Annotated in this window: 23 protein-coding genes; 14 read left to right on the top strand and 9 right to left on the bottom strand. The window is 37.7% G+C overall.

What is annotated here, in order from left to right:
- Positions 1-103: 103 nt before the first annotated feature.
- Positions 104-874 carry a cell division protein FtsN gene (gene ftsN / locus DQN24_RS00495; protein ID WP_162680697.1) on the top strand — a complete coding sequence of 257 codons (771 nt, stop codon included), beginning with the start codon at positions 104-106 and terminating at the stop codon, positions 872-874.
- Between the two features lie 12 nt (positions 875-886).
- On the opposite strand, the gene DQN24_RS00490 is transcribed toward ftsN, so the two are convergent.
- The 3 genes from DQN24_RS00490 to folA all read right to left on the bottom strand — a co-directional run bounded on the left by DQN24_RS00490 (position 887) and on the right by folA (position 4,254).
- Complete coding sequence (locus DQN24_RS00490; protein ID WP_111695230.1) at positions 887-2,419, bottom strand: DHA2 family efflux MFS transporter permease subunit; 1,533 nt, start codon at positions 2,417-2,419, stop codon at positions 887-889.
- Between the two features lie 9 nt (positions 2,420-2,428).
- Positions 2,429-3,601, bottom strand: a complete 1,173-nt coding sequence (locus DQN24_RS00485; RefSeq protein WP_111695229.1) for an EmrA/EmrK family multidrug efflux transporter periplasmic adaptor subunit — start codon at positions 3,599-3,601, stop codon at positions 2,429-2,431.
- Positions 3,602-3,771: 170 nt separating this feature from the next.
- Entirely contained in the window at positions 3,772-4,254 is a 483-nt protein-coding gene (gene folA, locus DQN24_RS00480) for a type 3 dihydrofolate reductase (protein WP_111695228.1), read from the bottom strand.
- 100 nt (positions 4,255-4,354) lie between these two features.
- Between folA and proB the strand changes: the two genes are divergently transcribed.
- From proB to tadA, 6 genes are all read left to right on the top strand, one after another.
- Positions 4,355-5,461, top strand: coding sequence for a glutamate 5-kinase (gene proB / locus DQN24_RS00475; protein WP_111695227.1), 1,107 nt, complete (start codon positions 4,355-4,357; stop codon positions 5,459-5,461).
- 80 nt (positions 5,462-5,541) lie between these two features.
- Positions 5,542-6,132, top strand: a complete 591-nt coding sequence (gene rppH / locus DQN24_RS00470; RefSeq protein ID WP_050846598.1) for an RNA pyrophosphohydrolase — start codon at positions 5,542-5,544, stop codon at positions 6,130-6,132.
- Complete coding sequence (locus tag DQN24_RS00465; protein ID WP_111695226.1) at positions 6,132-6,926, top strand: sulfite exporter TauE/SafE family protein; 795 nt, start codon at positions 6,132-6,134, stop codon at positions 6,924-6,926. Before rppH ends, DQN24_RS00465 begins: the two co-directional genes overlap by 1 nt.
- An 8-nt stretch (positions 6,927-6,934) precedes the next feature.
- Positions 6,935-7,741, top strand: a complete 807-nt coding sequence (gene lgt / locus DQN24_RS00460; RefSeq protein WP_111695225.1) for a prolipoprotein diacylglyceryl transferase — start codon at positions 6,935-6,937, stop codon at positions 7,739-7,741.
- Between the two features lie 9 nt (positions 7,742-7,750).
- Positions 7,751-8,602 carry a thymidylate synthase gene (locus DQN24_RS00455; protein ID WP_050848443.1) on the top strand — a complete coding sequence of 284 codons (852 nt, stop codon included), beginning with the start codon at positions 7,751-7,753 and terminating at the stop codon, positions 8,600-8,602.
- Positions 8,602-9,123 (top strand): tRNA adenosine(34) deaminase TadA, encoded by a 522-nt coding sequence (tadA, locus tag DQN24_RS00450; protein ID WP_111695224.1) that lies wholly within the window; start codon positions 8,602-8,604, stop codon positions 9,121-9,123. Before DQN24_RS00455 ends, tadA begins: the two co-directional genes overlap by 1 nt.
- A 27-nt stretch (positions 9,124-9,150) precedes the next feature.
- Here tadA and DQN24_RS00445 read toward each other — a convergent pair whose 3' ends face one another.
- A complete protein-coding gene (locus tag DQN24_RS00445) occupies positions 9,151-9,465 on the bottom strand; it encodes a DciA family protein (RefSeq protein WP_111695223.1) in 315 nt (104 codons plus the stop codon).
- Positions 9,466-9,543: 78 nt separating this feature from the next.
- Between DQN24_RS00445 and secM the strand changes: the two genes are divergently transcribed.
- The 7 genes from secM (at position 9,544) to tsf (ending at position 17,885) form a co-directional block, all read left to right on the top strand.
- A complete protein-coding gene (secM, locus tag DQN24_RS00440) occupies positions 9,544-9,846 on the top strand; it encodes a secA translation cis-regulator SecM (RefSeq protein WP_111695222.1) in 303 nt (100 codons plus the stop codon).
- Between the two features lie 124 nt (positions 9,847-9,970).
- Positions 9,971-12,676 (top strand): preprotein translocase subunit SecA, encoded by a 2,706-nt coding sequence (gene secA, locus DQN24_RS00435; protein WP_021034750.1) that lies wholly within the window; start codon positions 9,971-9,973, stop codon positions 12,674-12,676.
- A gap of 64 nt (positions 12,677-12,740) precedes the next feature.
- Positions 12,741-13,151, top strand: a complete 411-nt coding sequence (mutT, locus tag DQN24_RS00430) for an 8-oxo-dGTP diphosphatase MutT (protein WP_013526207.1) — start codon at positions 12,741-12,743, stop codon at positions 13,149-13,151.
- Positions 13,152-13,259: 108 nt separating this feature from the next.
- Positions 13,260-15,116, top strand: coding sequence for a monovalent cation:proton antiporter-2 (CPA2) family protein (locus tag DQN24_RS00425; RefSeq protein ID WP_041175279.1), 1,857 nt, complete (start codon positions 13,260-13,262; stop codon positions 15,114-15,116).
- Between the two features lie 119 nt (positions 15,117-15,235).
- Positions 15,236-16,000: a class I SAM-dependent methyltransferase gene (locus tag DQN24_RS00420; protein ID WP_021034752.1), complete on the top strand. Its 765-nt coding sequence runs from the start codon at positions 15,236-15,238 to the stop codon at positions 15,998-16,000.
- Positions 16,001-16,177: 177 nt separating this feature from the next.
- The gene (rpsB, locus tag DQN24_RS00415; RefSeq protein WP_005648094.1) at positions 16,178-16,900 is read left to right on the top strand and encodes a 30S ribosomal protein S2; all 723 of its coding nucleotides are present in this window, start codon (positions 16,178-16,180) and stop codon (positions 16,898-16,900) included.
- A gap of 133 nt (positions 16,901-17,033) precedes the next feature.
- Positions 17,034-17,885 (top strand): translation elongation factor Ts, encoded by an 852-nt coding sequence (tsf, locus tag DQN24_RS00410; protein WP_005693261.1) that lies wholly within the window; start codon positions 17,034-17,036, stop codon positions 17,883-17,885.
- A gap of 168 nt (positions 17,886-18,053) precedes the next feature.
- Here tsf and lpxD read toward each other — a convergent pair whose 3' ends face one another.
- The 5 genes from lpxD to DQN24_RS00385 form a co-directional block, all read right to left on the bottom strand.
- Entirely contained in the window at positions 18,054-19,079 is a 1,026-nt protein-coding gene (gene lpxD, locus DQN24_RS00405; RefSeq protein ID WP_021034754.1) for a UDP-3-O-(3-hydroxymyristoyl)glucosamine N-acyltransferase, read from the bottom strand.
- 12 nt (positions 19,080-19,091) lie between these two features.
- On the bottom strand, positions 19,092-19,685 hold the full coding sequence (locus DQN24_RS00400) for an OmpH family outer membrane protein (protein WP_005690567.1): 594 nt from the start codon (positions 19,683-19,685) through the stop codon (positions 19,092-19,094).
- A 110-nt stretch (positions 19,686-19,795) separates the two neighbouring features.
- Positions 19,796-22,174: an outer membrane protein assembly factor BamA gene (gene bamA, locus DQN24_RS00395; RefSeq protein WP_111695221.1), complete on the bottom strand. Its 2,379-nt coding sequence runs from the start codon at positions 22,172-22,174 to the stop codon at positions 19,796-19,798.
- A gap of 19 nt (positions 22,175-22,193) precedes the next feature.
- The gene (gene rseP / locus DQN24_RS00390) at positions 22,194-23,525 is read right to left on the bottom strand and encodes a sigma E protease regulator RseP (RefSeq protein ID WP_021034756.1); all 1,332 of its coding nucleotides are present in this window, start codon (positions 23,523-23,525) and stop codon (positions 22,194-22,196) included.
- A gap of 9 nt (positions 23,526-23,534) precedes the next feature.
- On the bottom strand, positions 23,535-24,401 hold the full coding sequence (locus DQN24_RS00385) for a phosphatidate cytidylyltransferase (protein ID WP_021034757.1): 867 nt from the start codon (positions 24,399-24,401) through the stop codon (positions 23,535-23,537).
- Positions 24,402-24,403 lie beyond the last annotated feature (2 nt).

The raw sequence follows: 24,403 nt of genomic DNA, 5'->3' as shown, positions 1-24,403 counted from the left end.
AATGATCCACTTATGTTAGTCTTTATTTAAAGACTATTTTTCAGTAAACTTAGCGAATTTTGTTGAATTATTAAAATTATCACTTCAAATCTAGGAATTTATTGTGGCACATCGAGATTTTGCTGCGCGTCGTAGCTCAAATAATAAGAAAAAAAATAAGAAAAAGAATACAAATGTCTTGATTTTTCTTGCTTTATTTATTGTTCTAGTTTTTGTTGTTGGACTTTATTTGTTGAAAAATCAGAACAGTAAGGTAAGCGTGCAGCAAGCTATAACACAACAGGAAAAAGCTCAACCTAAAAGTGTGTTACCTAATCGTCCAGAGGAAGTGTGGAGTTATATTAAAGCCTTAGAAACGCGTACTGTACCTGTAGATAATAATCCAGCGAGTGTAGAACAAAATATGCGTTTAACAGAAGAACAACGTCAAGTTTTAATTCAAATAGAAAGAGATCAAAAAGCGGCTGATGAAGCTAGAAAACTGGCTGAGCAACAGAGAATAGAAGATGCAACGAGAACTCAATCCAAAAAAACGGAAGATATGAAAAATACAGAGGCAGAAATCGTAAAATCGGAATCAATTAAAAAGCAAGACTCACAGAAAATTGAAAGCGCAAAAAAAGTAGAACAAATAAAAACGGTTAATAATGTACGGGATAGCAAGAAATTTGGTTTACAATGTGGTGCTTTCAAAAATCGAGCGCAAGCTGAAAATTTGCAAGGTCGTTTACAGATGACAGGATTAAATGCTCAAATACAAACTAACGGCGAATGGAACCGTGTTCGTGTAGCAAGTTTTGATACTCGAGAGCTTGCAGTACAGGCGCAAAGTAGAGCTAAAACTGTTACCGATTGTGTTGTGATTGGTATGTAATATATATTTATTTTAATGCCGAGTACCAAAAGGTGGTTTTGCAAACCAAATCACAATAAGCAATCCTAAGAATCCCATAGCTGATAACCAAAATATTTCATTTGCGCCAATAATAAATCCTTGCGATGTTATTTGTTGAGCGAGGTAAGCTGAAGTTTGCGTATCACTTAAACCAAATTGATTCATTTGATGGTAAAAACTTTGGGAAATTGGGTTATAAGGATTAATGTGTTCTGTTAATTGAGTGTGGTGAACAGCTTCACGGTTATACCACATAAATGTGGTTAAAGATGTCCCTACAGAACCCGCTAAAGTTCTCAAGAAGTTAAATAAGCTAGAGGCTGAAGCCATTCTATGCGCAGGTAAGCCAGACAGCGTTATTGTGGTAAGTGGCATAAAGAAACAGGCTACCGCTAAACCTTGCACTAATTGTGGTAAAGCAACATCAGCAAAAGTCATTGATGGCTCGAAAGTCACCGCTCTCCAATAAAATGTTATTGCATATACAATAAAACTTATCGTCACTAAAATTCGCATATCGATCTTATAACCGAAACGTCCAATAATCGGTGAAAGTAAAATAGGGAATAATCCAACTGGGGAAGCCGCAAGCCCAGCCCACGTCGCGGTGTAATGGAAGACTTGTTGTAGCAAGAGCGGAATTAATACCACAGAACCTAAATAAATCAAAAAGGCTAAACTGGTACATAAACACCCTACGCTAAAATTACGAGAATGGAAAAGCGAAATATCTACTACAGGATTATCATCTGTCAATTCCCAAATAACCAAAGCAATCAGACAAACAACAGCAACAACAGCTAATATAATGATTTCATTAGAATTAAACCAATCTTGCTCACGACCCTGATCAAGCATTAATTGCAAAGATCCCACACCTAAGACAAGTAAGACTAAACCGACTTTATCAATAGGTTGATGAACAATTTCACTTTCTCGGCTACCCAAAATCTTCCAACTGATTAGCACAACTAGCAAACCAATCGGAACATTAATAAAGAATATCCATCCCCAATGGATATTATCGCTAATCCATCCGCCTAAAATTGGGCCAAAAATAGGTGCAACCACAATAGTCATTGACCAAAATGCCAATGCCATTCCGCGTTTTTCTGGCGGATAATTATTTAATAATAAACTTTGCGAAAGAGGGATCACGGGGCCTGCTACAGCACCTTGAATGACGCGAAAAATAATTAATGCCTCAAGACTATCTGCAATCCCACAAAGCCAAGAAGAGACAACGAATAAAAAAGTTGAGACTAAAAATAACCGCACTTCGCCAAAACGTTTTGCTAACCAACCTGTTATTGGAATAGAAATCGCATTTGCAACACCAAAAGAAGTAATTACCCACGTACCTTGACTAAAAGATGCGCCTAAATCGCCCGCAATAGTAGGAATCGCCACATTTGCAATAGTAGAATCTAATACTTGCATAAAGGTGGCGAGAGATAAAGCCAGCGTTAATAAAATCAGCGCGCCACCTTGAATAGGTGGGAATTTTTTTGTGGAATTGTCCATAACGCCGCCTTAATGGCTGTTTTGCTGAATGATAGATTCAATCAAATTTTCTACCGCACTTTCATCATATTTAAGTGTATCAGTAGAAAATAAAGTCTTCGGTTCTGATTTTTCTCGTAGCATTGCGCCAGATGAATCAGAAATTCTTACTTTTGCCGTTGCAGAAAGACCAATTCTCAATGGCGTTTCGGCAAATTGTTGTGGATCTAATTTAATTCGCACAGGTACACGTTGCACCACTTTAATCCAGTTACCCGTAGCATTTTGTGAAGGTAAGAGAGAAAACGCATTACCAGTCCCCATTTCAATACCATTTATCACGCCATCAAATTCTTTATTTTTACCGTATAAATCAAAATGGATTTTTACTGGCTGGTCAATGCGCATATTCGTTAATTGGGTTTCTTTGAAGTTAGCTTCTAACCACATTTGTTCATTAGAAACCACCGCCATTAATGTGCCGCCCACTGAAACGGCTTGCCCTACTTGAGCATTACGACGCGCTACATAGCCATCAATTGGACTTCTAATTTTTGTACGTTGCAAATTTAACCAAGCCTGTTTGAGTGAACTAATTGCATTCTGTATTTGCGGTTGTTCACGTAATGGAACGTTACGCAATAAAGCCTGATTAGCAGCCAATTGGTTTCTAGAGGAATTTAAATTTGCTTTGGAAAGCTCGACGGCTTCTTTTGCATGTTGGAAAGATTCTTTATCAATTGCGCCCATTTTTTCAAGTTGAACTCGGCGTGTTAAATTGCCTTGTGCTTGAGCTAAAGAAATTTCATTGGCGTGCACAGCGGATTGCAATTGCTGCACAGTAAAACCCAGTTGTTCTATTTGACGCACCGCATTGGCGAGATTGCTTTTTGCTTGTTCAAAACTAAGTTTTGCATTGGTATCATCTAATTCAATTAGTACATCGCCTGAATGGACTTTATCCATATTGTCAGCATTAATCTTCGCCACATTACCTGCAACTTGTGATGACACCATCACTTGATTACCACCCACATAAGCATCTTCTGTTTCTTCAAAATCCTTCAAGAAGAAAAACCAATACAAAGCACAAGCAATACCAATAATAAGCAAGATAAAAATAAAAATGCTTAAGCCTTTTTTACGGTTAGTTTTCTTTGATACAGATTTATTTGATGGGGTTTCAGTTGCAGTTTGTGTCATAATGCCTCCCCTGATTTGGGATAATGTTTAAAAATGGGATATTTAAAACTATCAAAAATAAAATGAAAGGTCATTATGAAACTTTAAAAAGGGGAACTCAAGGGAAAATCATCATCTTTTTGTTTGCTAGATTAATGAATGTTCTAGAAGTATTGTTTCATTTATTTAATTTATTTTCGTGTAAGAATCAAAAATCGACAATCATAGCGATTTTTTTCATCTGCCTTACGATATTCGTCAAATTCAATTTTCCACTCCTCCCAATTCAATTGAGGGAAAAAAGTATCGCCATCTAGTTCTGTTTGAATTTGAGTAAGGTATAACTTATCTGATTTCGGTAAATATTGTTTGAATAACTCTCCCCCACCAATCAACATAATTTCATCAAAATCTCTGACAAAATCTACCGCACTTTCAAGGCTATCTTTCCATACCACACCTTCGTGTTTAAAAGGCTGGCGAGAAAGTATGATATTGGTACGTTTAGGTAGTGGGCGACCAATACTTTCAAAGGTTTTACGCCCCATAATGACAGGTTTACCAGTGGTGTTCTGACGAAACCAAGCTAAATCTGCAGGCAAGTGCCAAGGCATTTGGTTATCTTTACCAATTACACTATTTAATGTCGTCGCTACAATTAAACTAAATGTCATAAGTCCCCCTAAAATTTGCCGTTACTATACCTGATATTAAGTGATTTTTCATTGATTTAGTGATAACGTTAATGTCAATTTTAAGAACTTGGAAATGACTATGAACAAAAAAACAATTGTTGTGAAATTCGGTACAAGCACGCTAACTCAGGGTTCGCCAAAACTGAATTCGCCACATATGATGGAAATCGTTCGTCAAATTGCACAACTGCATAATGATGGATTTCGTATAGTGATCGTGACTTCTGGTGCCATTGCTGCGGGTCGCCATTATTTAAATCATCCTCAATTACCCCCGACTATTGCTTCAAAGCAACTGCTTGCAGCGGTTGGTCAGAGCCAATTAATTCAGGCTTGGGAAAAATTATTTGCTATTTATGATATTCATATCGGACAACTTTTATTAACTCGTGCTGATATTGAAGATCGCGAACGTTTTTTAAATGCGCGAGATACTTTACACGCACTTTTAGACAACCACATAATTCCTGTGATTAATGAAAATGATGCGGTGGCGACCGCAGAAATTAAAGTGGGCGATAATGACAATTTATCTGCATTAGTCGCTATTCTTGTGCAAGCGGAACAACTTTATTTATTGACTGATCAACAAGGTTTATTTGATAGTGATCCGCGTAAAAATCCTGAAGCAAAATTAATTCCAGTTGTAGAACAAATCACGGATCATATTCGCTCAATCGCAGGAGGAAGTGGTACAAATCTTGGCACTGGAGGAATGATGACTAAAATCATTGCAGCCGACGTTGCCACTCACTCTGGAATTGAAACCATTATTGCACCGGGTAATCGTCCAAATGTTATCGCTGATCTTGCTTATGAACAAAATATTGGCACAAAATTTATTGCACATCAATCTGATCGATTAGAAAGCCGCAAACAATGGCTTTTCGCCGCGCCATCGGCAGGCATTATCACTATTGATGATGGAGCGAAAAATGCCATTCTTGAACAAAATAAATCTTTATTACCAGCTGGCATTATTAACGTGGAAGGGCGTTTCTCGCGTGGTGAAGTAGTCAAAATACGCACTCAATCGGGTAAAGACATTGCACTAGGTATGCCACGCTATAACAGCGATGCCCTACAATTAATTAAGGGCAGAAAATCAGCAGACATTGAGAATGTTTTAGGCTATGAATACGGTGCAGTAGCAATGCATCGTGATGATATGATTATTTTGTCATAATGCCCTTTGGTTGATAAAAGCACTGATTTATGAAACAATCTTGAGCTATTTTTATAGGAAAAATGTAAGGTAAAACGATAGTGATCGATTTTGATGGCTACCGTCCAAATGTGGGTATTGTGATTTGTAATCGCAAAGGGCAAGTGCTTTGGGCGAAGCGTTGTGGGCAAAATTCGTGGCAGTTTCCGCAAGGTGGCATTAATGATAATGAAAGTGCCGAGCAAGCGATGTATCGCGAACTACACGAGGAAGTTGGTTTACAACCTAAAGATGTGCGTTTGTTATATGTTTCTAAACATTGGTTGCGTTATAAATTGCCAAAGCGTTTATTGCGTTATGATAGCAAGCCGATGTGTATTGGGCAGAAACAACGCTGGTTTTTGCTACAGCTTGTTGGCGATGAAAAAAATATCAATATGAAAACGACCAAATCGCCAGAATTTGATGGGTGGCGTTGGGTAAGTTTTTGGTATCCTGTTCGTCAAGTTGTGTCTTTTAAGCGAGATGTTTATCGAAAGGTAATGAAAGAGTTTGCTTCGGTATTATTTACGGATAATCCACCAATATTTTCCGCATCTCGTGAAGCAAATTCACAGTCTTATTCGGCAAATAAAAAATATTCTCAGACAAAATACACAAAACGCTATTTTTACAAATCAAAAGGTCAATAATGCTCACTTTTATTCTTCTTTGTTTGCTTGTTGGTGCATTAGCGGGTTTTCTTGCTGGATTATTTGGTATTGGCGGAGGGTTAGTGATTGTGCCAACCTTAGTGTATTTACTGCCCATTGTGGATGTACCAGAATCTTTGTTGATGTCTACTGCACTTGGCACATCATTTGCTACCATTGTGATTACTGGCATTGGTTCGGCACAACGTCATCATAGATTAGGTAATATAGTCTGGCAGGCAGTTCGCATTTTAGCTCCGGTTATTATGCTTTCTGTTTTTATTTGTGGTTTATTTATTGGAAGACTTGATCGTGAAATTTCTGCCAAAATTTTTGCTTGCTTAGTGGTATATTTAGCCACAAAAATGGTACTTTCGATTAAAAAAGATCAAGTCACAACAAAACCACTTACTCCCCTTGCTTCCGTAATCGGCGGTATTTTTATTGGTATGGCATCTAGTGCTGCGGGAATTGGCGGTGGTGGATTTATTGTGCCGTTTTTAACTGCTCGTGGCATTAATATCAAACAAGCCATTGGTTCTTCCGCATTTTGTGGGATGTTATTGGGCGTATCAGGGATGTTTAGTTTTATAGTAAGTGGTTGGGGAAATCCATTAATGCCTGAATATTCGCTCGGCTACATTTATCTTCCTGCTGTGTTAGGCATTACTGCCACTTCATTTTTCACTTCCAAATTAGGCGCAAGTGCAACCACTAAATTGCCTGTTTCAACCTTAAAAAAAGGTTTTGCTCTTTTCTTAATTGTGGTTGCGATCAATATGTTTCTGAAATAAGGAAAATTATGAATTCAAATTATTTACTTCTTCCCCATTTTGATCCGAGTATTTTTACGCTTGGCGATAGTAATATCGGCTTACGCTGGTATGGTTTGATGTACCTTTTGGGTTTTATTTTTGCACGCTGGCTTGCGGTTCGCCGTGCTAGTCGCCCAAATAGCGGTTGGACAGTGGATCAAGTTGATAGTTTACTTTTCAACGGTTTTATGGGGGTATTTATTGGTGGACGTGTTGGCGATGTATTTTTCTATAATCTCGATCATTTTTTACAAGAACCACTTTATTTATTCCGTGTTTGGGAAGGTGGAATGTCGTTCCACGGTGGCTTAATTGGTGTAATTGTTGCTATGATTTGGACGTCTTATTCACAAAAACGTAATTTTTGGCAAACCGCTGATTTTGTCGCGCCTTTGATTCCGTTTGGTTTAGGTTTAGGTAGAATTGGTAATTTTATTAATCTTGAGCTATGGGGACGCGAAACGGATGTGCCTTGGGCAATGATTTTCCCGAATGATCCGCTATTACTTCCTCGCCATCCATCACAACTTTATGAAGCTTTTCTAGAGGGCATAGTGTTGTTTGCAATTCTGAATATTTTTATTAAAAAGCCACGTCCAATGGGCTCTGTTGCAGGCTTATTCTTAATTGGTTATGGCGTCTTCCGTTTTATTGTGGAATATGTGCGTGAACCTGAAGTTGAAAATTTCTTTGGGGTTATTACGCGAGGGCAAGCACTTTGTTTACCGATGATTATTGGTGGTGCCTTAATTATGACTTGGGCTTATTCACGCAAAAGTGCGGTCATAAAATAGGAGATTTTTATGAAGCAATATCTTGATCTTTGTCGCCGCATTGTTAGTGAAGGGGAATGGGTTGCTAATGAACGTACAGGTAAGCGTTGCCTTACAGTGATTAATGCGGATTTAGAATATGATGTGGCGAATAATCAATTTCCGCTGATTACCACCCGTAAAAGTTATTGGAAAGCGGCAATTGCGGAATTTTTAGGTTACATTCGTGGATATGATAATGCCGCTGATTTTCGCGCACTTGGCACGAAAACTTGGGATGCTAATGCGAATGAAAATGCCGCATGGCTCGCCAATCCGCACCGTAGAGGCATTGATGATATGGGGCGCGTATATGGTGTGCAAGGCAGAGCGTGGCGTAAGCCTAATGGAGAAACCATCGATCAGCTACGTAAAATTGTTAATAATTTAACGAAAGGTATTGATGATAGAGGAGAAATTTTAACTTTCTTTAACCCTGGCGAATTTGATCTTGGTTGTCTTCGTCCTTGTATGCACACGCATACTTTTTCTCTTGTGGGCGAAACCTTACATCTTACTAGTTATCAACGTTCCTGTGATGTTCCGCTTGGATTGAATTTCAATCAAATTCAGGTGTTTACTTTCTTAGCTCTGATGGCTCAGATTACGGGTAAAAGAGCAGGTAAGGCATATCATAAAATTGTGAATGCGCACATTTATGAAGATCAGCTTGAGTTAATGCGTGATGTGCAACTTAAACGCAAGCCTTTCCCCTTGCCAAAATTAGAAATCAATCCAGATATAAAAAGCCTTGAAGATTTAGAAACTTGGGTCACGATGGATGATTTTAAAGTCGTTGGCTATCAATCCCACGAGCCAATTAAATATCCTTTTTCCGTCTGATGGATATAGCAAAAGTGCGGTCAGAATTTGACGAGAAAATGATGCGTTATGCTCTTACTCTTGCGGATAAAGCGGAAGCGTTAGGCGAGATTCCTGTGGGGGCTGTTCTGGTGGATGACAGTGGCAATATTATTGGAGAAGGTTGGAATCTCTCCATTGTTCAAAATGATCCTACTGCCCACGCTGAAATTATCGCTTTGCGTAATGGCGCAAAAAATATTCAAAATTATCGCCTACTGAATACCACGCTTTATGTAACATTAGAGCCTTGCACAATGTGTGCTGGGGCGATTTTGCATAGCCGTATTAAACGTCTTGTGTTCGGTGCATCTGATTATAAAACTGGCGCGATTGGATCACGTTTTCATTTTTTTGATGATTACAAGATGAATCATACCTTGGAGATTACATCTGGTGTATTGGCAGAAGACTGTAGTCAGAAATTAAGCGCATTTTTTCAGAAAAGACGTGAGGAGAAAAAAATAGAGAAAGCATTATTAAAAAGTTTGAGTGATAAGTAATTCTTTATTTTTTCTTATATTTGAAACTTAAAATCCAGGATTGATCGCTATCTCAAATCCTGTTACTTGCGGAAACTCTTCTTGAATTAGTGTTAATAATTCAATTTGTTTAAATAGAATCCCCTGCCGAACAATAGCATTAGACACTTCAATAAAAATTAAATGATCTGTTATGTTACCAATACGAAATTTGCCGTGAAATTCCTGTGGAAAAATGCGGTTAAATTTTTGATTGAGTTCATTGATAGCAAGACCTTTTTTCATTATTTTGGCAAAGGGCGATTGCTCAAGCACATCCATAATATTGACTGCTTTTTGATAACGATCAGCCTTGTTTTCCATAAAGACTGCCCCCAGTAAATGACATTAGTTTAGATTTCCGCTACAATACACGCAATTTTCATAATAAACAACGAGACGATGATTTCAGGCACTGTCAAACCAAATTTTTGGTCGCGATTACTTTTAAGTATTATCGCGATTTTTGCTTTGCCTAACGCACAAAGTTTTGAAAATCAAAATAATGCGGAAAATTATTCCTCGAGTGTTTCCATTCAACAGGCGTTAGAAACGGTAAAAGTTGCACGTGAAGTGCAACGACAAGTCATTCCTCAACCTTTAATTTCCCACCAAACTGAAAAACAACTTAAAATTCAACCGCACTTTTTAGCGGATGTGTTGAATCTTAGTGCGCCAATTCGAGCTGGCCCCTTGCTTATTTAATTTTTCTGTTTTTTGTGAAGAATATTGCTATTGAAATAGCGATATTTTAAAAAATTATTGTGCATGAAATAAAGTATTTCATAAGCATTTAACTATTTAACTTATATATTTAAAAAGAGAAATTATGAGCATTTTAACAAGAATTTTTGGTAGTCGTAATGAACGCATTCTACGTAAATTAAAAAAACAAGTCGTAAAAATTAATAAAATGGAGCCTGCTTTTGAGGCATTAAGTGATGATGAATTAAAAGCAAAAACACAAGAGTTTCGTGATCGTTTAAGTGCGGGCGAAACTTTGCAACAAATTTTACCAGAAGCATTCGCAACGGTACGTGAAGCAAGTAAGCGCGTGCTTGGTATGCGCCATTTTGATGTTCAGCTTATTGGTGGGATGGTATTGACTAACCGCTGTATCGCAGAAATGCGTACAGGAGAGGGGAAAACATTAACGGCAACTTTGCCTTGTTATTTAATCGCACTTGAAGGTAAAGGCGTCCACGTGGTAACCGTGAATGACTATCTTGCTCGCCGAGATGCAGAAACCAATCGTCCGTTATTTGAATTTTTAGGCATGAGTGTAGGCGTGAATATTCCCGGTTTACCGCCTGAAGAAAAACGTGCAGCTTATGCGGCAGATATTACTTATGCAACCAATAGTGAACTTGGTTTTGATTATTTACGTGACAACTTAGCCCACTCAAAAGAAGAACGTTTTCAACGCACATTAGGTTATGCGCTGGTGGATGAAGTGGATTCTATCTTAATCGATGAAGCTCGTACACCATTGATTATTTCAGGTCAGGCAGAAAACAGTTCAGAGCTTTATGTTGCGGTAAATAAACTGATCCCAAGTTTAATTAAACAAGAAAAAGAAGATACTGAAGAATATCAAGGCGAAGGGGACTTTACTTTAGATCTTAAATCTAAACAAGCGCATTTAACCGAACGTGGTCAAGAAAAAGTGGAAGATTGGTTGATTGCACAAGGTTTAATGCCTGAAGGGGATTCTTTATATTCTCCTAGTCGAATTGTGTTACTTCATCACGTTATGGCGGCATTGCGTGCGCATACATTGTTTGAAAAAGATGTCGATTACATTGTGAAAGACGGCGAAATTGTGATTGTTGATGAACACACTGGTCGTACAATGGCGGGGCGTCGTTGGTCTGATGGTTTGCACCAAGCTATTGAGGCAAAAGAAGGGGTGGATATTAAGAGCGAAAACCAAACTGTTGCGTCAATTTCTTACCAAAACTACTTCCGTTTATATGAGCGTCTTGCGGGCATGACGGGGACTGCGGATACCGAAGCATTTGAGTTCCAACAAATTTATGGCTTGGAAACCGTTGTAATTCCAACAAATCGTCCAATGATTCGTGATGATCGCACTGATGTGATGTTTGAAAATGAACAATATAAATTTAATGCGATTATTGAAGACATTAAAGATTGTGTAGAACGCCAGCAACCAGTATTAGTGGGGACGATTTCAGTCGAAAAATCAGAAGAATTATCTAAAGCGTTAGATAAAGCAGGTATAAAACATAATGTGTTGAATGCGAAATTCCACCAACAAGAAGCGGAAATCGTGGCTGAAGCAGGATTTCCTAGCGCAGTGACTATCGCAACGAATATGGCTGGGCGAGGTACGGATATTATTCTTGGTGGTAACTGGAAAGCGCAGGCTGCTAAATTAGAAAATCCAACTCAAGAACAAATTGAAGCACTTAAAGCTGAGTGGGAGAAAAACCACGAAATTGTAATGAAAGCAGGTGGGTTGCATATTATCGGTACAGAGCGTCACGAATCTCGCCGTATTGATAACCAGTTACGTGGTCGTTCAGGTCGTCAAGGTGACCCCGGTTCTTCTCGTTTCTATCTTTCTTTAGAAGATGGTTTAATGCGCATTTATTTGAATGAGGGTAAGCTCAATTTAATGCGTAAAGCGTTTACAGTAGCAGGCGAGGCGATGGAGTCGAAAATGTTGGCGAAAGTGATTGCATCTGCTCAAGCAAAAGTTGAGGCGTTCCATTTTGATGGCCGTAAAAACCTACTTGAATATGATGACGTGGCAAATGACCAACGTCATGCAATTTATGAGCAACGCAATTATTTGCTTGATAATGATGATATTTCTGAAACCATCAATGCCATTCGCCACGATGTGTTTAATGGTGTGATTGATCAATATATTCCACCGCAATCTTTGGAAGAACAATGGGATATTAAAGGGCTTGAAGAACGTTTATTTCAAGAGTTTGGTATGGAATTACCGATTTCTAATTGGTTAGAAGAAGATAATAATCTTCACGAAGAAAGTTTACGCGAACGCATTGTGGAAATTTCAGAAAAGGAATACAAAGAAAAAGAGGTTTTGGCTGGCGAAGACGCTATGCGCCATTTTGAAAAAGGTGTTATGTTGCAAACCTTAGATGAACTTTGGAAAGAACACTTAGCTTCGATGGATTATTTACGCCAAGGTATTCATTTACGTGGCTATGCACAAAAAGATCCAAAACAAGAATATAAAAAAGAATCTTTCCGTATGTTTACGGAAATGCTAGATTCCTTAAAACACCACGTTATCACGACTTTAACCCGTATACGTGTGCGTACTCAAGAAGAAATGGAAGAAGCTGAACGTGCTCGTCAAGAAATGGCGGCACGTATCAATCAAAATAATTTACCTGTGGATGAAAATAGTCAGACAACTCAAAATTCAGAGACTGAAGATTATTCAGATCGTCGCATCGGACGCAATGAGCCTTGTCCTTGTGGTTCGGGTAAAAAATATAAGCATTGTCATGGCAGTCGTGCTGCTCGCCATTAATGATTAGCCAAAGTGCGGTGATTTTTCACCGCACTTTTTTCATAGGTGCTATTGGATAGAAAAAATGGATAAAAAAATTATACAAGTTGCTGCGGGGATTATTCGTAATGAATTTGGTCAGATCTATTTAACGCAGCGTTTAGAAGGACAAGATTTTGCGCAATCTTTAGAATTTCCCGGTGGAAAAGTGGATGCGGGAGAAACCCCAGAACAGGCTTTAAAACGTGAATTGGAAGAGGAAATTGGTATTGTTGCATTAAATGCTGAACTCTATGAACGCTTCCAATTTGAATATCCAACAAAAATTATTTCTTTTTTCTTTTATCTGGTAGATGAATGGATTGGCGAACCTTTTGGGCGAGAAGGTCAAGAAGGTTTTTGGATCGAACAACGCGAACTAGATGCAGGACAGTTTCCACCTGCGAATGCAAAATTAATTCATCGGTTACTAAATGAAACTCACAATTTCATATAAAATAAATGTGGTTTAAAGTTATATTAAAAGATTTAGTATGATTTATCACATATAACTTTTTAATATACTCGCCAAAATATTTGTATTTTTTGCATTATGGGAGTCATTATGTCTCAACTTGCCAATCCAGAACTGATTAAAGTCGTTATTTTACTCGCATCTAGTGTAACAATTGTGCCGTTATTTAAAAGACTCGGGTTGGGTAGCGTGCTAGGTTATTTAGTCGCAGGTTGTTTAATCGGCCCATCTGTCTTTGGCATAGAGCAAGATCCAACAGCAGTGGTACATTTAGCGGAATTAGGTGTGGTAATGTTTCTTTTTATTATCGGGCTTGAAATGTATCCAGAACGCCTTTGGGCAATGCGTAAAGCTATTTTCGGCAGAGGTTTGTTACAAGTTGGATTATGTGGTTGCTTACTCACTTTTTCGGGTATTTATTTATTAGGATTAACAAAAGAAGTATCATTTATTGCTGGTATGGGTTTCACGCTTTCCTCTACTGCTATTGTAATGCAATCACTAGAAGAAAGGGGGCTTACTTCTACGTCAAAAGGACAACGCGTAATTTCGACATTAATTTTTGAAGATATTGCTATTGTACCACTTTTGGCTTCTGTCGCTTTTCTTGCTCCCCATTCGAAAGAAGCTACACCACACACTAATTGGGTATCAATTGGCATAGCATTAAGTGCTGTTGTGGGGCTAATTGTGGCTGGAAAATGGTTAATGAACCCACTATTTCGTTTAATTTCTAAGGCACGTATTCGTGAAATGATGACAGCGGGCGCATTATTGGTCGTTTTAGGTGCCGCATTAGCAATGGAAATTGGCGGGCTTTCAATGGCAATGGGTGCGTTTGTTGCTGGTGTGATGATGTCTGAATCAGCTTTTCGCCATCAGCTTGAAGCGGATATAGAACCATTTCGCGGTTTATTACTTGGATTATTTTTTATGGGCGTAGGAATGTCCTTAGATTTGCATTTAGTGTTTAATCATTGGATCTTGCTACTTGGAATTGTTTTTCTTTATATACTGGGAAAAGCCAGTGCTGTTTATATTATTGCCCGAATTACTCGTCTTGATCATCGAGAAGCCATAGGGAGAATGTCTTTGATGGCACACGGTGGCGAATTTGCCTTTGTGCTTTTTTCAGCCGCAGCGACCGCGGAAGTAATCAGTAATGAAGAACAAGCGACATTCACTGCTGCAGTGATTATTTCGATGCTTTTTTCGCCTATTATCGCTCAAATTGCTCGCAAACTTATACAGCGTACAGAGCCTAAACATCTTGATCAACTTGATGAAAATGATCTAGACACCATCGTGGATTTGGAAGATAACGTTTTAGTTATTGGTTTTGGACGTTTTAGTCAAATTGTCTGCCAAACATTATTAATTCGTGGAATTAGCGTTTCAGTAATTGATCGCAATATCGAAAATATCCGTGCTGCTGCAAAGTTTGGTTTTAAAGTTTATTATGGCGATGGCATTCGATTAGATGTTTTACGAGCCGCAGGAATTGAAAAGGCGAAATGTGTCGTATTAGGTATTAACGATACACAAAGAATTGAACATATTGTCAGTCAAATGAAAGAGGCTTATCCAAATTTACCGATTTTAACCCGAACTTATGACAGAAAAACAACAGTTAGTTTGATTAAGCAGGATGTAGATTTTATTGTGCGTGAAACTTTTGAATCAGCAATTACACTTAGTCGAGCAACATTGATGAAATTAGGTATTGATAAAATTGAAGCGGAAGAAATTATTAAGGAAGTACGAACATTAGATCAAGAACGGTTAAATGAAGAAGTTTTACACGGTTTTTCGAATGAAATAGTAAAAAAATATTGGACACCAAGACCATTTATTAAACCGCATCTTGATACAAAAGCATTAAATAAAGAAACAGAAGAAATTCTAAGTGAGAAAATTGAAGAAGAAATATTAAATGATCATTCATAAAATTATTTTTTATCTTTAGTGATATTTGTTTTATCTAAAAATATTAAATTTTAACTTCTCTTTTAAATATTTATTTTTGAGTATTTTAAATTACATAAATTTTTATTTTAAGGCAATAAATGAATAATAAAATTAGTGTTTATGATAAAGATAATTTCTTTGAGCTTTATCAGAAACTCCGTTCAAATCCAATTAGCCTCAATGAAATTATCGAAAAGCCCACCATGCTCTCACTGTTGCCTGATTTAAAGGGGAAAAAATTACTCGATTTAGGCTGTGGCACTGGAGGGCATTTACAACTTTATTTAGAACGAGGGGCGGCTAAAGTAATTGGAACCGATCTTTCCGAAAAAATGCTCGAACAAGCTGAAAAAGATCTACAAAAGTGCGGTCAATTTTCAGGACGTTTTTCCTTATATCACTTACCAATGGAAAAATTAGCTAAGTTACCAGAAAGTCATTTTGATGTGATTACTAGCTCTTTTGCTTTTCATTATATTGAAGATTTTCCTGCTTTATTAGCTTCCATTGCCAACAAACTTAAGCCGAATGGCACATTAGTTTTTTCCCAAGAGCATCCGATTACAACTTGCCACAAAGAAGGGGAACGTTGGGAAAAAAATGACAAAAAACAGCAAGTTGCTTATCGTTTAAATCATTATCGAGAAGAGGGCGAACGTAATAGAAATTGGTTCAAACAACCTTTTCAAACCTATCATCGAACAACAGCGACAATTATCAATAATTTAATTCATGCAGGGTTTCAAATCGAGCAAATGGAAGAACCTATGCTTGCCGATCAACCGCAATGGCATAATGAATTTAAAGATTTATCACACCGCCCACCGTTGTTATTTATCAAAGCAAGAAAAGTAGAGAAATAAACAAAATAAACTGGTTTTTAACCGCACTTTATGGTATAAATCGCCCCGCTGTTTTTGCCTTTCAAAAGCAGCTTTTTAATTACTAACAACACACACATATCAACAAGGCTTAATCGGGGTGCCAAACGGTCGATTAGCTGATATGTGGAGGCTCAACCCCAACAAAAGGAAAATATTATGGCACAAGTTTCAATGCGCGACATGATCAACGCAGGCGTACACTTCGGACACCAAACTCGTTACTGGAACCCACAAATGAAACCTTTCATTTTTGGTGCTCGTAACGGTGTTCACATCATCAATCTTGAAAAAACTTTACCTTTATTCAACGAAGCTTTAGCGGAATTAACTCGCATTGCTAGCAACAACGGTAAAGTATTATTCGTTGGTACAAAACGTGCAGCGTCTGAAGCGGTTCAAGCAGCAGCATTAGATTGTCAGCAATATTACGTAAACCACCGTTGGTTAGGTGGTATGTTGACTAACTGGAAAACCGTTCGTCAATCAATTAAACGTTTAAAAGATTTAGAAACTCAATCTCAAGACGGTACTTTTGAAAAATTAACCAAAAAAGAAGCGTTAATGCGTAGCCGTGAGATGGAAAAACTTGAATTAAGCCTTGGCGGTATCAAAGATATGGGCGGCTTACCAGATGCGTTATTCGTTATCGGTGCGGACCACGAACATATCGCAGTTAAAGAAGCAAACAACCTAGGTATTCCTGTATTTGCTATCGTTGATACTAACTCAACGCCAGCTGGCGTAGATTTCGTTATCCCAGGTAACGATGATGCGACTCGTGCTATCCAACTTTACGTTTCTGCAGCTGCAGCAGCGGTTAAAGAAGGTCGTGGTAACGAAGCTCAAGTTGCTGAAGAATTAGCAGCTGACGCAGAATAATTTAAGTTTTGCAATAAGGCGAGGCCCTTAATAATCAAACGATTAATTGGCATAGGGGCTAAAATTTAGCCCCTATATTTTTATCTAAAAGTGCGGTCAAAATAAACCGCATTTTCGACAGAGGATTTTAAAAATGGCTGAAATCACAGCATCATTAGTAAAAGAACTTCGTGACCGTACTGGCGCAGGTATGATGGAATGTAAAAAAGCATTAGTTGAAGCAAACGGTGATATTGAGTTAGCAATCGACAATATGCGTAAATCTGGTCAAGCTAAAGCAGCTAAAAAAGCAGGCCGTGTTGCCGCTGAAGGTGTTATCCTTGCTCGTGTAGAAAATGGTTTCGGTGTATTAGTTGAAATGAACTGTGAAACTGACTTCGTAGCAAAAGATGCAGGTTTCTTAGGTTTAGCAAATGAAGTAACTGATTTCGCAGCAGCAAACAAAGGTACGACTATCGAAGCATTACAAGCGCAATTTGAAGAAAAACGTGCGGCATTAGTGGCTAAAATCGGTGAGAATATGAACATCCGTCGTGTTGCTTACTTAGATGGTCAAGTAATTGCTCAATACTTACACGGCGCGAAAATTGGCGTATTAGTTGCGGGCGAAGGTTCTGCAGATGAACTTAAAAAAGTGGCAATGCACGTTGCAGCGTCTAAACCAGAATTCGTAAATCCAGAAGATGTATCTGCTGAAGTGGTTGAACACGAACGCCAAATCCAAATCGACATCGCAATCAACTCTGGTAAACCAAAAGAAATCGCAGAGAAAATGGTTGAAGGTCGTATGAAGAAATTCACTGGTGAAGTTTCATTAACAGGTCAAGCATTTGTAATGGATCCTTCTGTATCTGTAGGGGATTTCTTAAAATCGGTAAATACTTCTGTTTCTAACTTCATTCGTTTAGAAGTAGGCGAAGGTATCGAGAAAAAAGAAGAAGATTTTGCTGCTGAAGTAGCGAAAATCACTGGCGGTAATGCATAATTCTTTAAAGATAAGGAATATATGCTTATAAGCCCAACTTAAAGTTGGGCTTATTTATTTTTAAAAGAATTTCAGCTTATTTTTGTTAAGTAAATTTTATACACATAAAATCTGCATCTTAATCAGTTATTAAACTTTTAAAATGCAGATTAAATGATGGGGTATCAATTAAGAAATTTTCTTTTCTAATGCTTTTAGGCGTTTGTGTATGCCATCAATGCCTAATGTTAGAGCTGCCGTTTTACGCCACTCTTTATTCGTTTGTAATGGGATACCAGAGGAATATACGCCAGGTTCTGTGATTGGACGCATTACCATCCCCATTCCAGTAATGGTTACTTTATCACAAATTTCCATATGACCATTAATCACACTTGCACCACCAATTAAGCAATAGCGACCAACAGTTAAGCTACCTGCCATAATAACGCCACCCGCAACCGCTGTACCAGTGCCGATATGAACATTATGCGCAATTTGACAAAGGTTATCGATAATCACGTTATCTTCAATAATCGTGGCATCTAATGCGCCTCTATCAATACAAGTATTCGCACCAATCTCAACGTTATTACCAATTATTACTTGCCCTACTTGTGGGATTTTAATCCAACGACCACGATCATTTGCATAACCAAAACCATCACTACCGATAACTGTTCCTGATTGGATTAAGCAATTTACGCCAATCTCAACGTTATGGTAAACAGTGACATTAGCCCAGAGCTGGGTGCCTGAACCAATTTTGGTATTTTTACCAACAAAACAATTTGCCCCGATGATTACGTTATCGCCTAGAACTACACCTTCTTCAATCACTGCGTTCGCACCAATAGATACATTTTCGCCTAATAAAACGCCATCAAAAATGACCGCACTTTGTGCAATTCCTTGTGCTGCTTTTGGCGTGCTATCCATATATTGAGCTAAAATTGCGTAAGCTACATAAGGATCTTTAACAATAAGTAAATTGCTTTCTGGAGAACAGTGTTCAATATCCTCTTGAGATACAACCAAAATCCCTGCTTTAGAATCTTTCAATAATGCACGGAATTTTGCGTTAGAAATAAAAGTAAGTTGATTTGATTGGGCTTTATCGAGTGGCGCGATATTCTCAACAACAACATCGGCGTTACCGCGAACGGTAGCGCCGATTTGAGTTGCCAATTCTTGTAAAGAATAGGATTTTTGCATTATGAGAACCTATTATTTTTTCTCTTGTGCTTTTTCAGAAGCAGGGATAGATTTTAATACTTCTTCAGTAATGTCTTTACCCTCTACCGCAAATACAACTGAATTTGCATCAAGCACATAAGTATAACCTTTTGCTTTTGCTAAATTATTTGTCGCAGTTTGAATGCTATCTAATAATTTACCACGTTCTTCAGCTTGACGTTTTTCATTTTGAGCTTGGAATTCTTGAACTTTTTTATCTTGTTCTTGCATTAATTTTTGTAATCCAGCATCTTCAGTCGCGCCTAATTTATTAATTTCCTCTTGGCGTTTTTGAATATCAGCTTGACGTAAGCGAGGTGCATCTTTTTCTAAAGCCGCAACTTTTGCTTCTACTTTTTTACGAGCAGCTGCAATTTTATCATCAACTTCTTTTTTACTCGCTGCTAATTTCTCAGCTACAGGTTTAAATTCAGCATCAAGTTTATCTGCTACCGCTTGGCGATCTGGGTGATGTTGAAAAATATAACCTGCATTAATAAAAGCAATTTTCTCTTCAGCTGCAGCATAGCCTGAAGCAAGTGCAATACCTAAAGCAAGTGCGGTTACTTTTGCGATGTTTTTCATTTGATAAAGATCCTTAATTAAATAGAGGTTTGTTTAATATTTTCTCTGCCCAATTAAATTAGGCAGAGAACGTTGTTTTTGAGTTCTGATGACGAAAAAAGTTCAATTTATTAGAAAGAACCCCCAATACTAAATTGGAACTGTTCGACATCATCATTTTCATATTTTTTAATTGGTTTAGCATAAGAAAATACCAATGGTCCAATAGGAGATTGCCATTGGAATCCGACACCTGTAGAGGCGCGAATACGGCTTGATTTGCCATAATCAGGCAATCTTGCTAATACATTGCTATCTAATCCAGTTTTATCTGATTTCCATTTTGTATTCCATACGCTTGCCGCATCAACAAATAGGGAAGTTCGGACTGTATTTTGGCTTTTATCACTCACAAATGGAGTTGGCACAATTAACTCTGCACTAGCTGTAGCTATTGCATTACCGCCAATCACATCTGGGTGGTCTTTTTTAAATTCACCCTTTTCATCTTGGTAAATTGCATTAGGCCCAATACTACCATAAGCAAAACCACGTAATGAGCCGATGCCACCCGCTGTATAAGTTTGATAGAATGGTAAACGCTTGTTTCCGAAACCATTTGCATATCCTGCAGATGCTTTTGCAGATACAACCCAGAGGTGATCTCTGTCTAATGGGTAGAAACCCTGTACATCTGCACTTAATTTATAATATTTATTGTCTGATCCTGGAATAGTAACTCGTCCACCAAGACTTGCTTTTACCCCTTTGGTTGGGAAATAGCCTCTATTAAGGTTGTTATAGTTCCAACCAAAAGAAAAATCAAAGTCATTTGTTTTAATGCCATTACCTTTAAACTTCATTGATTGAATATATAAATTACGGTTATATTCTAGAGCAAAGTTACTAATTTTATTATAGGTATGGCCTAATCCTACATAATAGGAGTTATTTTCATTTACAGGGAAACCTAAAGTAACATTACTTCCATAAGTCGTACGCTTATAGTTAGAGGATGTATCACTTTTAGAGTTATCGTAGTTTTCAAAGAAAACATTTCCACCAAGACTTACACCATCTTTAGTAAAATAGGGTTCGGTATAACCCAAATTGACACTAGTACCATAATCATTTTTCGTACCAGCTATACTTACTGCCGCCCCTGTTCCCAAGAAATTATCTTGTTTAATACTTGCTTGATAACTAATACCACTCTCTGTACCGTAACCAATACCAAAGTTGATACTACCCGTGTTACGTTCTTTGACTTTATATACGACATCCACTTCATCATTGCTACCATTGATAGGATCAATTCGGTTTTCAACTGTTTCGAAGAAACCTGTACGATCTAAGCGAATTTTTCCTAACTCAACTAATTGTGAATTATACCAAGTTCCTTCTTGTTGGCGCATTTCTTGACGTAAAGTACTATCTGCTGAAACAGTATTTCCTTCAAAGCGAAGTTGGCGAACAGTTAAACGTCGTCCAGCATCAACAACAAAGGTTATCGCTAATGTTTTATTTGCATCGTCAAAATCAGGTACAGAATTTACTGTTGTGTTACCGTAACCTCGTTCCCCAAGTTTTGCTTTAATTGCATTTTCTACATCTGCAATATCACTACGGCGGAAAGTATCATTTAAATGTAATGCTGAAAGTAAAGGTTCAAGCTCGGCAGACATACCGCCCACATTACCTACAATGCGTGCGCTACGAAGGTCATACTGTAAACCTTCATTTACATCAATGGTCACATTAACTTTTGTTTTTTCATTATTTAGCTGAACATCCGTTTTAGTGATTTGTGCTTTGGCATAGCCATTATTTAAATAATAATCACGAATTGCCTGCAAATCTTTCTCGAATTGCGCACCTTCAAATTTATTTCCCCATAACTTCCACCAAGAATCAGGTTGTAATTCCATTTGTTCTTGTAATGTACTGCTACTAACAGATTCGTTCCCCTTGAAAGTTAATGATGCCAATTTTGCTTTATCATCTTCATTGATTTGAATTAAAATTTCAGCGCGATTATTTGGTAGCGTATTTACAATAGGTTCAACTGTTGCGTTATAACGACCTACGCTTACATAGTGTTCTTTTACGCTTTTAGCAAATTCATTTAATTTTTCTCGAATTAAAATGTCGCCAACTCTAAAGCCGTTAGCATCTAGGTTTTGTTTAAGTGCATCTGTAGGTATAACGGAGTTACCTTTAATTTTCACATCTGCGATAATCGGTTTGGCGACAACGCTAATAACAAGCACATCGCCTTCTTGACGTGCTTTGACATTATCAAATCGACCACTTACGAATAGAGAGTGAACAATATTTGTTACATCATTATCTGTAACACGCTGACCTGCACGAACTGGTAGTGTTGCTCGGATTTGTTGTTCTAAATCACCTTGAACACCATCTACACGAATATCTTTTGCCACGAAAGGTGCGGCAAACACAGTCGTTGTCGTACCGAATAATAAACTTGCGATTAGAAGTTTTTTCATCGATTGTATCCTATATAAATTATAGACGTAAAAAATCATTAAATAATGCAAACACCGTTAAGCTTAATAACAGTGCTGCACCAATTCGATAACAGATGCTTTGCACCCGCTCAGAAACAGGTTTTCCTTTAACAGCTTCCATTGCTAAAAAAACTAAATGACCGCCATCTAATACTGGTAATGGAAATAAATTCATAATCCCTAAATTTACACTAATCAATGCCATAAAACTTAAAAAATACACCAATCCAATATTTGCTGATGCACCAGCACCTTTTGCAATAGAAATTGGCCCACTTAAATTATTTAATGACAAATCGCCAGTAAGTAATTTCCCTAATATTTTCAAGGTTAAAAGGGAAAGCTGCCCTGTTTTTTCAATGCCTTTTTGTAAAGATTCAAGAATACCATATTTTAATTCAGTACGGTATTCATCCGCTAATTTTGTTAAGGTTGGGCTAACTCCTACAAACCATTTGCCATTTTGGTTACGCACTGGAGTCAGGGCTTTGTCAAATGTTTCGCCATTACGTTCAACTTTAATAGAAAAAGTTTCGCCTTGTTCGACCTGTTTTACAAAATTTTGCCAACTAAGTGCGGTGAAATTTTCTGTTAAAATTTTGTCTCCTATTTGTAAACCCGCTTTCTCCGCTGGAGAAGCCTGAACAACTTTAGAAAGTACCATTTCCACTTTTGAATGAATTGGAACAATCCCTAAAGCAGTGAACGCACTTTCTTTTTCAGGATCGAATGTCCAATTTGTAAGATTTAAAGTCCGTTGTTGTTCAATATTAGAATTGAAAGGAGAAAGGGCAATCTCAACATTAGGCTCCCCCATTTTTGTGGCAAGTAGCATATTGATGGTTTCCCAATCTTGAGTTTCTTCGCCATCAATTGTAAGAATTTGTGTATTGGGTTCAATGTGAGCTTGTGCTGCTATTGAGTTTGGCGTTATCGATTCAATCACTGGTTTAACCGTTGGCATTCCATAAAGGTAAATGACCCAATAGGCAAAAATTGCAAAAATAAAATTAGCTAAAGGACCTGCAATAATTACAAATGACCGTTGCAATACGCTTTTGCTGTCAAATGCTTGTGACTTTTGCTCTGCAGGAACTACTTCATTACGTCCATCAAGCATTTTTACATAGCCGCCTAAAGGAATCATTGAAACCGCAAATTCTGTACCCTGTTTATCGATACGTTTCCAAATTACCTTACCAAAACCAATTGAAAAACGATGGACTTTTATACCGCACTTTCTAGCAGCCCAAAAGTGACCGTATTCGTGAACGGATACTAATACCGCAATCGCAATGATAAAAGAACCTAGTGACCACAAAAATGACATTAAAAATCCTTATAATACAAAGAAATAGAAATAGCTGAAAAAAGGTATTGCAGCAGTCAAGCTATCAATACGATCTAATACACCACCGTGACCTGGAATTAATTGACTGCTGTCTTTCACACCAGACTCACGCTTGAACATACTTTCAGTTAAATCGCCCAATACTGAAATTGCAACTGTGGCTACAGAAAGAATGATAAATCCAGTAATATTTCGATCGCCTACTAAAGTATCGCCAGAGAAATGAATAAAGATAAAAGCAAGTACTAATGCTGTAATTAAGCCGCCAATGACCCCTTCCCAGCTTTTACCTGGCGATACTTTAGGGGCAAGTTTACGTTTACCAAAGGCGCGTCCGCTAAAATAAGCACCAGAATCAGCCGCCCAAACAAGTACAAATACGTAAAGTAATAAAAATAATCCGTGATAAGGATTATTGGTATAGTGTTCTAAACGTAAACGTAATACACCTGCGATAAAGGGAATCAACGTAGAAAAGGCAAATAAAAGTTGTAAAAGTGGATTTTTAGACCAAAATTTAGCTGATTTAGGATAACTGATTACTAGCAATAAAGCTAAGCCCCACCAGCTTACAGCATTTATCAATAAAAGCTGAAGATGTTGTTCAAACACACGCCCGGCATCTAAATAGTTACCCTCAGTATAGAGCCATAAGAAGATAAATACGCCTAAAAAGGTAGTCACAAAAAAACGTATCAAAGGTTGTTTAAGACGAGCAAATTGAGTCCATTCCCAGATCCCCAAAGCAGCTACCATACCTAACGCAAGGGCAAAATAAAAAGGTGTGAATAAAAATAGTGCACATAAAACTGCAGCAATTAACACAATAGCAGATAAAACTCGTTGTTTAAGCATAA

It is taken from the genome of Haemophilus influenzae (genome assembly GCF_900475755.1).
GTDB lineage: Bacteria > Pseudomonadota > Gammaproteobacteria > Enterobacterales > Pasteurellaceae > Haemophilus > Haemophilus influenzae_D.
Note: the sequence above shows the minus strand (reverse complement) of the source record. Positions and strands in the feature narration are given on the sequence as shown.